The 14,953-nt window shown below is 74.0% G+C and carries 13 protein-coding genes; 12 read left to right on the forward strand and 1 reads right to left on the reverse strand.

Translation table 11 applies throughout. The features are described from left to right. Positions 1–6 precede the first annotated feature (6 nt). From EAO73_RS10575 to EAO73_RS10630, 12 genes are all read left to right on the forward strand, one after another. A complete protein-coding gene (locus EAO73_RS10575; protein ID WP_147971123.1) occupies positions 7–927 on the forward strand; it encodes an SRPBCC family protein in 921 nt (306 codons plus the stop codon). 19 nt (positions 928–946) lie between these two features. Beyond that, positions 947–2,302 (forward strand): hypothetical protein, encoded by a 1,356-nt coding sequence (locus tag EAO73_RS10580; protein ID WP_147971124.1) that lies wholly within the window; start codon positions 947–949, stop codon positions 2,300–2,302. A 7-nt stretch (positions 2,303–2,309) separates the two neighbouring features. Further along, positions 2,310–3,215: a 4'-phosphopantetheinyl transferase family protein gene (locus EAO73_RS10585; protein ID WP_147971125.1), complete on the forward strand. Its 906-nt coding sequence runs from the start codon at positions 2,310–2,312 to the stop codon at positions 3,213–3,215. Continuing rightward, positions 3,212–5,230: a condensation domain-containing protein gene (locus EAO73_RS10590; protein ID WP_147971126.1), complete on the forward strand. Its 2,019-nt coding sequence runs from the start codon at positions 3,212–3,214 to the stop codon at positions 5,228–5,230. Before EAO73_RS10585 ends, EAO73_RS10590 begins: the two co-directional genes overlap by 4 nt. Positions 5,231–5,314: 84 nt before the next feature. Then, positions 5,315–5,512 carry an acyl-CoA carboxylase subunit epsilon gene (locus EAO73_RS10595; RefSeq protein WP_147971127.1) on the forward strand — a complete coding sequence of 66 codons (198 nt, stop codon included), beginning with the start codon at positions 5,315–5,317 and terminating at the stop codon, positions 5,510–5,512. A gap of 36 nt (positions 5,513–5,548) precedes the next feature. Then, on the forward strand, positions 5,549–7,144 hold the full coding sequence (locus tag EAO73_RS10600; protein WP_147971128.1) for an acyl-CoA carboxylase subunit beta: 1,596 nt from the start codon (positions 5,549–5,551) through the stop codon (positions 7,142–7,144). A 154-nt stretch (positions 7,145–7,298) separates the two neighbouring features. Then, a complete protein-coding gene (locus EAO73_RS10605; RefSeq protein WP_147971129.1) occupies positions 7,299–8,087 on the forward strand; it encodes an AfsR/SARP family transcriptional regulator in 789 nt (262 codons plus the stop codon). A 140-nt stretch (positions 8,088–8,227) separates the two neighbouring features. After that, a complete protein-coding gene (locus EAO73_RS10610) occupies positions 8,228–8,944 on the forward strand; it encodes an acyl carrier protein (RefSeq protein WP_147971130.1) in 717 nt (238 codons plus the stop codon). Between the two features lie 21 nt (positions 8,945–8,965). Beyond that, entirely contained in the window at positions 8,966–10,465 is a 1,500-nt protein-coding gene (locus EAO73_RS10615) for a beta-ketoacyl synthase N-terminal-like domain-containing protein (RefSeq protein ID WP_147971131.1), read from the forward strand. After that, on the forward strand, positions 10,455–11,312 hold the full coding sequence (locus EAO73_RS10620) for a 4'-phosphopantetheinyl transferase family protein (protein ID WP_147971132.1): 858 nt from the start codon (positions 10,455–10,457) through the stop codon (positions 11,310–11,312). The genes EAO73_RS10615 and EAO73_RS10620 overlap by 11 nt, the downstream gene beginning before the upstream one ends. A 246-nt stretch (positions 11,313–11,558) precedes the next feature. Further along, positions 11,559–12,380 (forward strand): AfsR/SARP family transcriptional regulator, encoded by an 822-nt coding sequence (locus tag EAO73_RS10625; RefSeq protein ID WP_147971133.1) that lies wholly within the window; start codon positions 11,559–11,561, stop codon positions 12,378–12,380. Between the two features lie 87 nt (positions 12,381–12,467). Continuing rightward, the gene (locus EAO73_RS10630) at positions 12,468–13,679 is read left to right on the forward strand and encodes an AMP-binding protein (protein ID WP_147971134.1); all 1,212 of its coding nucleotides are present in this window, start codon (positions 12,468–12,470) and stop codon (positions 13,677–13,679) included. A 647-nt stretch (positions 13,680–14,326) separates the two neighbouring features. On the opposite strand, the gene EAO73_RS10635 is transcribed toward EAO73_RS10630, so the two are convergent. Then, on the reverse strand, positions 14,327–14,800 hold the full coding sequence (locus EAO73_RS10635; RefSeq protein WP_147971135.1) for a DUF1772 domain-containing protein: 474 nt from the start codon (positions 14,798–14,800) through the stop codon (positions 14,327–14,329). Positions 14,801–14,953 lie beyond the last annotated feature (153 nt).

Consider the following 14,953-nt stretch of genomic DNA (forward strand, 5'->3'; position numbering starts at 1 on the left):
GCAGCCATGTCGGCTGAGCGAGGGCACTCGACCCAGCGCACCATGTCCGTGGCAGCCCCGGCAGGCGTCGTCTACGGGATGCTCGCGGACGCCGTGCGCTGGCCGCTGTTCCTCCCCTCCCACCTGCACGTCGAGCGCATCGACTTCGACGGCACCGTCGAACAGCTGCGCGTCTGGGACCTGGTGGACGACCGCGTCCGCTCCTCGCACGTCCGGCGCACCCTCGACCCGCCGGCCCGGACCATCACCTTCGAGCAGCGCTCCGGGGACCGGGCGAACAGGCCCGTCACGGGGCGCTGGAGTGTGGAACCCGACGGCGACGACGCCTCGGCGCTCACGCTGCGCCGCGACGGAGACGACGCCCCGGACGTGGTGCCCGCCCTGCTGGACCAGGTCAGGGAGATGGCCGAGCGCTGGGAGCGACTGGACGAACTCCTGGTCGGCTTCGAGGACAGCGTGCACGTCGAAGGCCCCAGCGAACTTGTCTACGACTTCCTCTACCGCATGGAGGACTGGGTCGAGCTGATCCCGCACGTGGAGTGGACCCTCGTACGCGAGGACCAGCCGGGTGTGCAGCTCGCGGCCATGGACACCTGCGCCGGGGACACCGGCGAGACCGTCACCGTGGAGAGCGTACGGCTGTGCTTCCCGCACGCCGGGCGCATCGTCTACAAGGAGACGCTCACCCCCGATCCGATCGCCTCGCACAGCGGGGAATGGGCGCTGCTGCCCGACGAGTCCGGGGTGCGGGTCGTCTCCACCCATCAAGTGATGCTCAGGGAAGAGGCCGTCGGACGGGCCCTGGGCGCCACCGCCACCTGCGCGGACGCCCGGCACCACGTGCGTACGTGGCTGGGCCGGGCGAGCACCGAGGCGCTGGGCCTGGCCAAGTGGCATGCGGAGAGTGCCGTCCGCCGCCTGCGATGACCACGATCAGGAGGCTTCGATGACGCTCACCCGGCCGGCCCCGGTCGCGGCCCCGGGCTCCCCGTCCGTGCCGGGGACACCACCGCGGACCGCTTCGCGCGCGTACGCCGAGCTGCCGCCGCCCGCCGGCGCCGCGGCACGCGCCCTGCGCCTGGACGCGCAGCTCGGCGACCCCGGTGACGGGGACAACCCCTACCACCGGGCCGGCCGCGACGCCCTCGATGACCTGCCCGTTCCCGAGGGGCTGCGCGAGGAGTTCGTGGACCGGGCGGCCGGCGGGCACTTCACGAGCGGCGAGGAGCTGGCCCGTGTGCTGCGGCCGTTGTTCCGCCGGGACCTGGCGCTCGGTCAGGCGTGGGGGGTACGCCCGCTGCTCGTCGCGGACGACGGTTCCGGTTTTGCGCCGCCCCGGGCCGGGGAGCTGGCCGCGCTGCTGGCCCCGGCCGCGCTGACCGCCGTGACCGGTGGAGTCCTGCGCGAGGCCGTGCGGGTGGTGGACGCCCGCGGCCGCCACGAACCGGCCGTACGCCAGTGGCACGGCACGCTCGCCGAGTGCTTCGCGGACCTGCTGGCCTGCGAGAGCCTGGTGGCCGTCGCGCTGCGCTCCCTCGACATGCCCGGCGACACCGCGCCCGCGCTGACCGCCGCCGTCGGGTACGTCGTGCCGCAGCTGGCCGCCGATGTGCGCGGCGCCCTCGACCTCGTCCTGCACCAGACCGGGTGCGGGCCGGCGAGCCCGCAGGCCCGCGCCCTTGCCCGGATCACCGAGGACCTGACGCCCGCCGGGCTCGACTGGGTCGCCGCGACCGTGGACCAGGCCCGGCTCGTCCGGGCGCAGGACGGCCCGGACGACGCCCCGCCGGCCGATGCCGGGAGCGCCCCGGGCCACCCGCTGTTCCGTCTCGGGCAGCCGCTCGACGCCGGCGCACCGCCTACCGGGTGCGCGCAGGCCCTCGCGGACGCCCTGCCGTCCGCCGCCGCCGGGATCCACGTCCCTGGCCCGCCCGCCCAGGTGGCGCTGGCCCGTACCGCCCGGCGGCTCAACACCGAACTGCGCACCCTGCGCCTGCCGTTGCTCCGGGCCGCGCATGCCGATCCGGCCGATCCCGCGGTGCGGGCGCTGGCGGACCGCAGGGCGCTGCTCCTGCTGGCGGCCGCCGTGCTCGGGGTGCGGGAGGCCGCGACCGCGGTGCCCGGCGCGTATCTCGGGGCGCCGGACTGGGCGCTGCTCGCCCTGACTCGCATCACCGAACGGCTCGGCGTGCCGCTGCCGCCCGGTCTCACCGACCCCCGCGACGGGGTGTGGGCCGTGCTCGCCCACCGCGTCCGCCACCACGTCGACGTCGACGTCTACGCCACGCGAATGCTGTGGTGAGCGGGCCGTGAACCGTGACGACGCGGTACAGGCCGTGGACGCGGCCCCGGATCCGCTGCCGGCGCCGCTCCATGTGGCGGGTCCCGACGGGCCCTGGGAACCGGTGCGCGAGGTGCTGGAGAGCGGGCGGCCCGTCCTGGTGCACACCACATGGGGCGAGTGGCTGACCGCTGCCCTCCTCGACCCGGAACTGCGGCTCGTGCTGGGCCGGGAACGGCAGCGCTACCTGCACACCCCGACGCCGGCGGGCCGCTTCCGGTTCGCGGTCTCGCGGATGGTCATGCGGTACACCGCGGCGGCCGTGCTCCAGGTCCCGCCGCGCTCCCTGGACCTGGCCCACAGCCCCGGCGGGCGGCCCCGGTTACGCGGCCTGGGAGAGGAGCTGGACGTGAGCCTCGCCCACACCGACGACCTGATCCTCGTCGGCGTCAGCGCCACGGGCCCGGTCGGCGTGGACATCGAACCCCTCTCCCGCCCCGTCTCCTTCGAGCTGCTGCGCGACCACGTGTGCACCCCCGAGGAGGGCGACGCGCTCGCCGTGCTGCCCGAGGCGGAACGGGCGCTGCGCCTGCTCAACCTGTGGACCCTGAAGGAGGCGTACACCAAGGCGCTCGGGCACGGTCTTCGCCGCCGCTTCAGCTCGATCGCGTTCGGCCGGGACGAGCGGGGGCGTACGGTGCCCGCCGGTGACGAGCCCGCCGGATGGGACCTGGCGACGCACGTCGTGCAGGGCCGGTACCTGGCGAGCGTCGCGCACCGCCGCACCCCGCCGGCCGCCGGGACCCCGCTGCCCGACCCCGGCGCCCCGGACTGGCACCCCGCACCGCCCGCCGGTCCGGGCACCCCGGACCTCGTCGCCCCGCCGCTCACGGACACACCAGGGCCGGGGCCGGAAAGTCCGGGTGCCCGATGACCGAAGGCCCGGCGGACCTCGTGCTCGCGGTGGTCCACCAGCCGGTGCCCGCCGCCTCCGGCCTGCCCTTCGAGCTGGAGCTGTGCGGCCCGCTCGACCCCGGCCGGGCCGAGTCGGTGGCGGCCCGGGTGACCCAGCGCCACCGCGCCTGGACGGTCACCGCCGACGACCCCGGGGCCGGGCGGCACACCCTGCGTATCGCCCAGGCGCACGGCCCCCCGGCCCGCCCGGGGGCCGCGGTCCTCGCCGACGTGCTGGCGCTGGCGGCCGGGGCGCGTGACACGGTCACCGCCGCCGGGCACCAGCGCGACCTGATCCGGGCGGCGGTCCGCGATCCGGCGGACGGGCACGTCGGGCAGCTCGCCTGGAACTGGGCGGGCCCCCTCGACACCGCCCGGCTCGCCGACGCCTGGCTGTCCGTCGCCGACCGCGAGACCGTGCTGCGCGCCTCGTTCGACTGGACGCACCTGCCCCGGCTGGTGCTGCACGAGTGGGCAGAGATCGAGATCGCCCACCTCGAACACACCGCCGTCTCCTGGAGCGACCTCGTCGAGCGCGACCGGCTGCGCAGCTTCGCCCCGCACCGGCCGGGCCTGCTGCGGGTGACCCTGCTCGACGGCCGGCCGGGACCCGGCGGCGAACGCGGCCCGACCCGCGTCCTGCTGACGTACCACCGGGCGCTGCTCGACGAGCGCGGCGTCCATCTGCTGCTGCGCGAGTTCTACCGGGCGTACGCGCGCGGCGGCGTCCTGCCCGGCGGCGACCGGCGCCCCGATGTGCGCGACCACGCCCTGTGGCTGGCCCGCCAGCACACCGGGGCCGCACGCGACTACTGGTCCACGGCCGCCCCGCCGCCGGAGGCGATCGTCCGCCCCGGTCTGACCGGGGGTGCCCCGACCGGGCACACCGGTGTGGGGCGGGTCCAGCGGCGGCTGCGGCCCCCGCAGACGGCCCGGCTGCGGACCTGGGCGGCGATGCGCGGGGCGGGGGAGTCCAGCGCCCTGCACGCCGTGTGGGCTCTGCTGCTCTACCGGGCGGTGGGCGCGACCGGGCCCGCCCCGGTCGGGTTCGGCGTGCACCTGTCGGGGCGGGACGTGCCGATGGAGGGCGCCGGTGGCATTCCGGGGCTGCTGGGCAACCCGCTGCCGATGACGGTGACCGTGGACCCCGCCGAACCGCTCACCGGGCTCCTGGAGCAGACGCGGGACGCCGCGCTCGACCTGTCCGTGCACGCGTGGGTGCCGGCGGACCGGGTGCGGGTGTGGAGCGGCCGTGATCCGGACACCGAACTCTTCGCGACCAACATCGTGTTCGACAGCCGGCTGGAGCTGCCCGAGGCGCTGCTCGCGGACCTGCGCGGCCAGGGCATCGAGGTCGACGCCCCGCGCAGCATCAGTGCCCACCCCGGGCTGCCGCTCGCGCTCGCGGCCCGGCACGACGCGGACGGCGGGCTGTCCCTGACCGCCATGTACGACCGGCGGTGTCTGGGCGACGTGGACGCCTCTGCGCTGCTCTCGCACTGCGTGCGGCTGCTGCGCTCGCTGCCCGACCACCGCGATCCGCAGTCCACGGTGGGCAACGTCCTCGAACTGCTCCAGGGCTTCGAGGTGCCCCGCGTACTGCCCCGCCCGCCCGAACCGGAGGGGCCCGACGTGTCGGTGCTGCGCGCCGGTGATCCCGCGGCGGACACCATCGTGCTGGTACGGACCCCCGGCGTTCCCCCGGGCGCGTACGAGGCGCTGGTACGGGACCACCCGGGCCCGGAACGGATCGTGGGCCTGCGGATGACGGGGCCCGGGGAACCGCCCGCCTCCGTGCTGCTGCGGCTGCTGGAGTGCGAGCGGCGGCTCGTGCTGTGCGGGGCGGGGCCGGGCGGCACCGCCGCGTACGAACTCGCGGGCGCGGCCGACGAGAACACGGTCTCGGCCGTCGTCATGACCGGGGTCGGCAGCGGCCCGGACTGCGCCAGGGCGCTCGCCACCGGGCTCGAATCCGTGCGTGCCAAGAGCCTTTGAGCTGCTGCTGAGCGTTTCTCCAGCGGAGCAGGAGCGGTTCTTTAGCGCCGTGTCCGACGGTGGCGGAAACGCTGGAGGTGGGGCATGGGTGATTCGGGCCTGGCAGAGCCCGCGCTGCGCATCGAGCGCGGACGGGCCACCGAGGAGGAGCTGGCCGCGCTCACGGTGGTGCTGCTCGCGCTGCGGGCGGACGCCGGGGAGCAGCCGGAGAGCGACCCGGCCGGCGGCTTCAAGCGGTGGAGCCGACAGCCTGCCTACCGAGCTCCGCGCAGCTGGCAATGACGCGGCGACCCGCGTCCCAGGAAGGGATCTGACGACATGTCGATGACCACCATCGCCCCCGCGACCGACCAGCTCGAACCGGCCGACATCCGCGGCCGGGTGGCGGAGCTGCACGAGATCCGTGCGGAGGCGGAGCGGGGACCGAACCCCAAGGCGACCGAGGCGCAGCACGCGAAGGGCAAGCTGACGGCCCGGGAGCGCATAGAACTGCTCTTCGATCCGGGTTCGTTCAGTGAAGTGGAGCAGCTGCGCCGGCACCGGGCGACGGGTTTCGGTCTGGAGGCGAAGAAGCCGTACACGGACGGTGTGATCACGGGCTGGGGCACAGTGGAGGGCCGGACGGTCTTCGTGTACGCGCACGACTTCCGGATCTTCGGCGGGGCGCTGGGTGAGGCGCACGCGACGAAGATCCACAAGATCATGGACATGGCCATCTCGGCCGGTGCGCCGCTGGTGTCCCTGAACGACGGCGCCGGCGCCCGTATCCAGGAGGGTGTTTCTGCGCTCGCCGGCTACGGCGGGATCTTCCAGCGCAACACCCGTGCCTCCGGGGTCATCCCGCAGATCAGCGTGATGCTCGGCCCGTGCGCGGGCGGCGCGGCCTACAGCCCCGCCCTCACCGACTTCGTGTTCATGGTCCGTGAGACCTCGCAGATGTTCATTACCGGACCCGACGTCGTCAAGGCGGTCACGGGCGAGGAGATCACGCAGAACGGTCTGGGCGGCGCCGACGTCCACGCGGGTACTTCAGGCGTGGCGCACTTCGCGTACGACGACGAGGAGACCTGCATCGCCGAGGTCCGCTACCTGCTCTCCATGCTCCCGCAGAACAACCGCGAGAACCCGCCCAAGGTCCCGACCGCCGACCCGGTCGACCGCCGCTCGGACACCCTGCTCGACCTGGTCCCGGTGGACGGCAACCGCCCGTACGACATGGCCAAGGTCATCGAGGAACTGGTCGACGACGGCGAGTACCTGGAGGTCCACGAGCACTGGGCGCGCAACATCATCTGCGCCCTGGCCCGGGTGGGCGGTGAGGTCGTCGGCATCGTCGCCAACCAGCCGCAGTCGCTCGCCGGGGTGCTGGACATCGAGGCGTCCGAGAAGGCCGCCCGCTTCGTCCAGCTGTGCGACGCCTTCAACATCCCGATCGTGACCCTGCTCGACGTCCCCGGCTTCCTGCCCGGTGTCGACCAGGAGCACGGCGGGATCATCCGGCACGGGGCGAAGCTGCTGTACGCGTACTGCAACGCGACGGTGCCGCGCATCTCGCTGATCCTGCGCAAGGCGTACGGCGGCGCGTACATCGTCATGGACTCGCAGTCGATCGGCGCGGACCTGACGTACGCCTGGCCCACCAACGAGATCGCGGTCATGGGCGCCGAGGGCGCCGCCAACGTCATCTTCCGCCGCCAGATCGCGGAGGCCGAGGACCCCGAGGCCATGCGCGCCCGCATGGTCAAGGAGTACAAGACCGAGCTGATGCACCCCTACTACGCGGCCGAGCGCGGGCTCGTCGACGACGTCATCGACCCGGCGGAGACCCGGTCGGTGCTCGTCAGGTCGCTGGCGATGCTGCACGCCAAGCACGCCGACCTGCCGTCCCGGAAGCACGGCAACCCGCCGCAGTAGTCCGTGCCCGCCCCTGCTGTCTCCCTCATGTGATCTGTTCGGTGATCTCGATGCGCTGACAGAAAACAGCACGACCGGTACGCTCTTGGCAGACCGCTTGTGCTGTTTTGATGTCGGGCCGGGGCACGGACCCGAGGACGTGAGGGAGACGGCGTTGGACATCGACGTACTCGGAGCGCTTGCCGTGCGGGAGAACGGGGTGTCCATCACCCCCACCGCACCGAAGCCGCGGCAGGTCCTGGCCTTGCTGGCGCTCAACGCCGACCGCGTCGTACCGGTCACCGATCTGATCGAGGAGCTGTGGGGCGACAGCCCGCCCCGCAGCGCCCGTACGACGCTGCAGACCTATGTGCTGCAACTGCGCGAGTGCATCGGCCGGGCCCTCGACGGGCAGGGCGACGCCAAGGACGTCCTGATGACCCTGCCGGGCGGTTACCTGCTCGTCTCCGGCGCCGACAGCGACGTACGCAGGTTCGAGCGACTGGTGGGGGAGGGGTACCGGGCCATGGACGCCGAGTCCTTCACCGAGGCGGCCGGCCGCCTCGGTGAGGCACTGGCGCTGTGGAGCGGCACCGCGCTCGCCGACGTCCAGCACGGCCCGCTCCTGCGCACCGAGGTCCGGCGCCTGGAGGAGAGCCGGCTGTGCGCGCTCGACCAGCGCATCGAGGCCGATCTGCACCTGGGCCGCCACCGCGAACTGCTCGCCGAACTGACCGTCCTGACCAGCCGTCACCCCGCCCACGAGAACCTCCACGCCCAGTTCATGGTGGCCCTCGCCCGCTCCGGCCGGCGCGGCGAGGCCCTCCAGGCGTACGCGCGGCTGCGCACCACGCTCCTGCGCGACCAGGGGCTCGAACCCTCGCCCCGCCTCCAGCGGCTCCAGCACTCGGTGCAGGCCGCGGCCGCCGAACTGCCGGGGGTCTCCCTGCTGGCCGCGGGCTGACCCGGGGCCCGTCGCCCCGCTCCCTCGCGGGAGCGAGGCGACGGGAGCCGGTTCACCCCGTACGGCGATGCGGCGGCGCGGACCCCGACAGCACAATGCGCAGACGGCCACCCGAGACACGACACTTGGAGAAGCCCACCATGACTGCCGCGCACCGGCTGCCCACGCACCACCTCCCGCAGACACCCGTCGCCGATGTGCTCGCCGAGGTCACCGCGATCCTCGCGGGCTTCTCGCACGTCGAGGCGCACGCCGTCGACCCCGGGCAGACCTTCGCGGCGCTGGGCATGGACTCGCTGCTGAACGCCCAGTTCCTCGCGATGGTGAACGCCCGCTACGGGACCGCCGTGCCGGCGGACGCCCTGTACCGGTACCCGACGCCGCAGGCCCTGGCCGCCCATGTGGCCGGCCTGCTCGGCACCGAGGGGGCGACGGCCGTCGTGCCCGAGGAGCCGCGCCCCGTCGTACAGGTGGCCCCGCCCGGCACCGGCGCCGTCGCCGATGCCCTGCGCAGGCAGCTCGCCGCCATCCTGGGCTGCGGGCCCGACGCGATCGACGCCACCGCCCCGTTCACCGTGCTCGGCCTCGACTCCATCCTGGCCGCGCAGTTCGTCGAGGGCATCAACCGGACCTGGGGCCTCAAGGAACAGTCCGCCCTCTTCTACACGTACCAGGACCTCGGCTCCCTGACGGGGTACGTGGAGCGCGCCGCCACCGGCGGCACCGGCGCCCCCGCCCCGGCGGCCTTCACCGCGCCCCGCTCCACGGCCGAGATCGAGGCCCTGCTCGACGCGGTCCGCGACGGCCTGATCGGCATCGACCAGGCGGCCGGACTGCTCGACACCCGAACCGCCTGAGGCGAAGGACGCGTTGAGCCCATGGACAACAGGGAAATCCTGACGCGCTTCAAGAGCGGCGCGCTGGACCGGCAGCAGGTGCTGGCACTGCTCACGGGGAACGGGCAGGCATCCGCCGCGCCCGCGCCCTCGCGGGCCCCCACCGCGCCCGTACCTTCGCAGGCCCCTGCGCCTGTGGAGCCGCCGCCCCCCGCCGAGGGGTTCGCCGTCGTCGCCGTCGACTGTGCCTTTCCCGGGGCCGCCGCCGGCACGGCCGGCTTCTGGGAGGCGGCGCTGGGCGCGGCGCCCGCAGGAACCGGGGACACCGCTGCCTTCGACCCCGCGCTCCTGCGCATCGGCCGCGAACAGGCCGACGCGCTCCACCCCGAGGAACGGCTGCTGCTGCACCGCGCCCACCAGGCGCTGGAGGGCGCCGGATACGCCGGGGCCCGGCTCGACGCGCTGACCGGGCCGGACGGCGAGCACCGCGCGGTCGGCGTCTTCACGGCCACCGCCCGCCCGCACACCTCGGCGCTCCTGTCCCGCGTGCTGGACCTGCACGGCCCCAGCCGCAACACCGACACCGGCGGCTCCTCCTTCCTCACCGCCGTCCACCAGGCGCTCGGCGCCCTGCGCACCGGGGAGTGCGCGGCGGCCCTGGTCGCCGGCGGGAACGAGCGCGAGGGCGTGGCCGTCCTGCTCCTCAAACCGTCGGCCGCCGCGCGCGCCGCCGGGGACCGGGTGCACGCCGTCCTCACCGCGAGCGCCGCCGGGCACCCCGGACGCGGCACCTCCGCCGCCCTGCGTGAACGGCTGCGGCAACGGGTCCCGGCCACCGTCCCCGGACTCGAGGAGGAAGGCACGGGAGCGGTCGCCCTCGTCCGCGCCGTCCTCCAGCTGCGCCACGGTGTCCTGCTCCCCGGACCCGGACGCGAGCGCCCCGGGCCCTGGCCCGTGGGACCGCGCACCGCCCTGGCCGGGGTGTACGAGGACGACGCGCCGTACGCCGCCGTCGCGCTGCGGGAGCCGCCGCCGGCCCCGCCGGAACCGGCCGAGGAGGACGGGCCGCACCTGGTGCTGCTCTCCGCCCCCACGCCCCGGCACCTGGCCGCCACCGCCGTGCGCCTCGCGGACTGGCTCACGTCGTTCGAACAGGCACCCGGGCCCGGCGCGGTGGCGCGGGAGCTGCGGACCGGGCGCGCCGTCCACGCCTGCCGGCTGGCCGTCGTGGTGCACGACACGGCGGAACTGGCCGGGGCGCTGGCCGCGTTCGCGCGGGGTGACACGGCGTCGGGCCCCCGGCCGGTGCGCCACGCGGACCTGCGCGAGGCGGGCGAACCGCTGCTGGCGGACGGGCTGCCCGAGACCCGCGACTACGTCGCGGCCCTGTGGCGCGGGCGGCGGTTCGAGCAGCTGACGCGTCTGTGGCTGGCGGGCGCGGATGCGCCGGCAGGCGACCGGACCGGGCCGCCCGCCCCCGTACTCGAACTGCCCACGAGCGCCCCGCTGCCGGACACGCGGGAGGCACGCCGTGCCGGCTGACCTCAAGGCCCTCGCGGCCGGACCGGGCGAGGAGCGGGAGCCGGAGTCCGCGCCCGTGACGCTGTGGCTGTGCCCCAACGACGGGCTGGACCCCGAGACGGCCAGGCTGCTCGCCGGGCACTGGCTGGACGCCAAGGAGCAGCGGACCGCGAACAAGTTCCTCTTCGAACGCGACCGGCTCCAGTACCTGGTCGCGCACACCCTCGTCCGGCGGGCCCTGTCGCTGGAGGCGGGTCACGCGGAGGCCGAACTCGTCATCTGGCGCTCGGCGCGCGGCCGGCCCTTCCTGCGGCCCGCCACCGACCGGCTCTCGCAGGAGAGCGGGGTGCTGGACTTCAACCTCTCCCACGCCGGCGGCTACAACCTGCTCGGCATCGTGCGCCAGGCCCGGATCGGCGTGGACGTCGAACGGGTCGACGACCGCGACCAGCAGGCCGTCGCCACGATCCTCAACGCCGTCTCCGCGCCGGAGCGCGCCTGGGCGGAGGAACCGGGTCCCGGTCGCGAACGCGACCGGCGGGCGCTGCGGATCTGGACGCTCAAGGAGGCGTACTCCAAGGCACGCGGGCTGGGCCTCGGCATCCCCTTCGACAGCTTCGAGTTCACGCTGGACGACGAGCGCGGGGTGCTCGCCTTCACCCCGCCGGCCGACGACGAGGCCCGCCCCTGGCGGTTCGCCGAACTGGAGCCGGTGCCGGGGGTGCTGGTCGCGGTGGCCGTGCCCGCGGCGGAGGGGGAGGCGGCCGTCCACCTCAACCTCGGCTTCCCGTGGAGCAGGTCGGCCCCTCAGCAGTTCGCACTGCCGCCCCCCGTGGGCGCGCCCGTGCCGGCCGGCCGGGCCGCCTGAACACCGCGTACGAACAGCGGTTCCTCCCGCGCGACAAACATACCGCGCAGCCCTCTTTTTGCATGTGCATCGTGATCCGGAACAGCGCCGGGCGAATGCGCGCCGCAGGCCCCGGAATTCGCTAGAGAGGCGCTTGAGGAATTTACTGAATGTTCGAGAATCCCGCTAGTTTGCCTGCAGCGGAGGCAGAATTCAGGCCACCGGAAGGAAAGCGAGACAAGGAACTCGACGAGTACGGAGGAGACCGTGAGGATTCAGGTTCTGGGTCCGTTGAGTGCCGAGGTCGACGGGGGATCCATCGTTCCGTCCGCGGGGAAACCGCGGCAGATTCTGGCGCTGCTCGCCCTCTACCCGGGGCGCGTCATGCCCGTGCCGACCCTGATGGAGGAGATCTGGTCGACGGCGCCGCCGCAGAGCGCGCTGACCACCCTGCAGACGTACATCCTTCAGCTGCGCAGACGGCTGGGCACGGCGATGGGGACCGACGCCCCCGGCCGCGCCAAGGACATCCTCGCCACCCGGCACGGCGGGTATCTGCTGCAGATCCCCGAGGAGTCGGTCGATGTGCACGATTACGAGCGTCTGGTCCGTGAGGGGCAGGCGGCCTTCGAGACCGGGGACAACGCTGTCTCGGCGGCCCGGTTCAAGGCGGCGCTGGACCTGTGGCAGGGCGGGGCGCTCGTGGACGTGCGGATCGGCCCGATCCTCGACATCGAGGTCCGCAGGCTCCAGGAGAGCCGGCTGATGACGATCGAGCGGCGCGTGGACTCCGAGCTGCGGCTCGGCCGGCACGCGGAACTCATCGCGGAGATGACCGAGCTGACGGCCCGTCACCCGCAGCACGAGGGCCTGCACTCGCAGCTGATGGTGGCCCTGTACCGCTCGGGGCGGCAGGCGTCGGCGCTGGAGGCCTACCGGCGGCTGCGGATGCGGCTCATCGAGGAGCTGGGCGTGGAGCCCTCTCCGCAGCTCCAGCGGCTGCACCAGGCCATGCTGGCGGTGGACCCGCAGCTCGACGTACTGGCGGGCCCGCGGCACACGTCGACGTTCGATCTGTTCGCCGCGTGACGTCCACTCCGTCTCGAAGACCCTTCGAGTGCCGGAGCGGAGAGTGGGGTCGCGTTCCCACCCCGTTCCCGGCGCCAGGAGGTCACCGTGGCCGTGCTCAGACACCTGGACCGTCCGCTGGACGGCCTCCTGCGCCGGGCCGCGGAGCGGTACGGGGACCGCCCGGCCGTCACCACCCCGGCCGGCACCCTGACCTTTGCCGCGCTGGACCGTGAGGCGGACCGGATCGCCCACGGCATCCGGCGCACCGCGCGCCGGTCCGACGGGGCCGTGGTCGCCGCCTGCACCCTGGACGCGGTCTTTCCCGCCGTGTACTTCGGCGCGGTGCGCAGCGGCCTGGTGCTCGCCCTGGCCGACCCGGCGGCGGGCCCCGGGGCCCTGCGCGACCTGTGCGCGCGGGCCGGGGCCGGGTTCGCGTTCCTGCCCGCCCCGGCGGCCGAGCGGCTGGCCGGGGAGCCCGGGTGCCCGCACACCGTGGTCGCCACGGACGGGCCGGGCGGGGGTGGGAGCGTCCCGCTGAAGGTGCTGCTGGACGCCGGCACCGGGCCCGTGCTGCCGTCCGCCTTCACCGACGCCGGCGCGGTCGCCTGCGTCCAGCGCGTCGCGCACGCCACGGCGGGCGTACGGGAGTTGCGCCTGAGCCACCGCAATCTGCTGGCCAACGCCGCCCAGACCGCCATCGCCCATCGGCTCGACGCCGACAGCCTTGTGGTCAACCACATGCAGGCGTACCACCCCTCCCTGCTGGCGGCGGCCGTGCACGCCGGGGCCGAACAGGTCCTGGTCGCCGACCCGGACCCGTGCGCGGGCATGACCGTCAGCCGGAGCCTGGGCGCCACCCACTACTACGGCTTCCCGGCCAGGCTGGCCCGGCTGACCGACGACGAACGCTTCGCCGATCACGGCGCGCTGCCCCCCGCGGGCCGGCTGCGCGCCCTGTTCTCGGACGGCACCGCGCTGGAACCCGGGATCGCCCGCAGGCTGCGGGACACCCTGGGGGTGCCGGTCCTCCAGGGCTACGGGGTCGGCGGCCTCGCCGCCCTCTCGCACGCCCAGGCCCCCGGTTCGCTGCCGGAGCGCGGGGCGGCGGGGGCGCCGCTGCCCGGCACCGAGTGCCGGGTCGTCGACCCGGTGAGCGGGGTGCCGGCGCCGGTGTGGACCGACGGCGAGGTGGAGATACGCGGGCCGCAGGTGCCGTCCGGGCACCCCGACGGCTGGCTCGCCACGGGGGACCGGGGCTACCTGGACCTCGACGGCGAACTGCATCTGGTGACCCGTAAGACACCCGCGTACGCCTGAACGACCGCGGGACCGAAGGCCGCCGGGATCTTCCGGCGGCCTTCGGCCGTCCCCGGTCAGCGCCGGGGCCAGCCGATGTCCTCGTCGGATCTGGCCTCCGGGTCGTCGTTCCCGGGCCCGTACGGGGAGCACACGCTGAGCCTCATCGGTCGACCCCCTGGCAGCGGACGGGAAACGGGGCAGGACGCGGCCCGGACACATACCGGGCCATCGAAAGACTCCCGTGAGTCGCTGGAGAACCGCTTGAGGAATGCATGAGGGCCGCGCCAGAAACGTACGAGACGGGTTCGTGGATCATTCCTGTAAAGGGTCGTCGGGGGAAATGGCAGGTGCATTTCTTGAGCGGTGCTCGATTCCCGGAAAGGCGGGTTGACGGTCACCTGGGGGCCGGGGAATCTCGATAGGGAATGCGCCGTGTGCTTCCGCACAGGTGTTCCCGCAGGTGTCGTCCAGGACGAAGGAGCCCTCCCGTGGCCGCCAAGAGCCAGCAGACCCAGATCACCGAGACCGAGCCCGCCCTCGACGCGGTCCTGGACCAGGACTCCGACGAGTCGGTCCTCGGCAACATCGCGCTCCAGTAGGGCAGGGCGTACGGGAGGGGGCCCACCGGTGACCGGTGGGCCCCCTCCCTTACGAGCGGCGGGTGTTCAGACGCCCATGAGGGCCACGCACATGCCGCCCAGGGCGACGGCCTGGAGGGCGACCCGGGCGTTGATGACGCTGTCCCAGGTGCGTTGCAGGCCGCGGGCGTCGGGAGCGGTGCGGCAGTCCAGGGCGGCGTCGGTCAGCTCCTTGTTCACCGGGGCGCTGATCTTGTTGTAGACGGCCAGCCAGACCACCAGGGCCAGGGCCGCGATGCCCGCCGCGACGGCCGGCACGGCCTTGCCGTCGACGCCGGCGACGACCGCCGTGCCGACGGTCGCGACGAGGCCGAAGACACCGGGCACCGGCATCCGCTGGTCCCCGAAGCGGTGGATCTGGCCCATGGTGTTGGTGAGGACCCGGTCGTCGACGTGGGCCATGGCGGGCCGCTGCACGAGGGCGGAGAAGATGTCGGTGCCGTACACCACGGCGTTGGCCATGGTGGCCACCACGGCCAGCGTTTGCAGGAGCGCTTCCATCAACAACCACCTTCGTCGGTCTACAGTCGGTGCTCCATCATCTGTCGATGACACTACAGAATTCATCGATTAAAGTTCTAGCGTTGACAGGAAGATTGTTCCGGAACCCCTTTGTTCCCCGGCGTTCCAGCCCGCCCCGCACCCCGTTCCGTC

The organism is Streptomyces sp. col6 (assembly GCF_008042035.1).
Classification (GTDB): domain Bacteria; phylum Actinomycetota; class Actinomycetes; order Streptomycetales; family Streptomycetaceae; genus Streptomyces.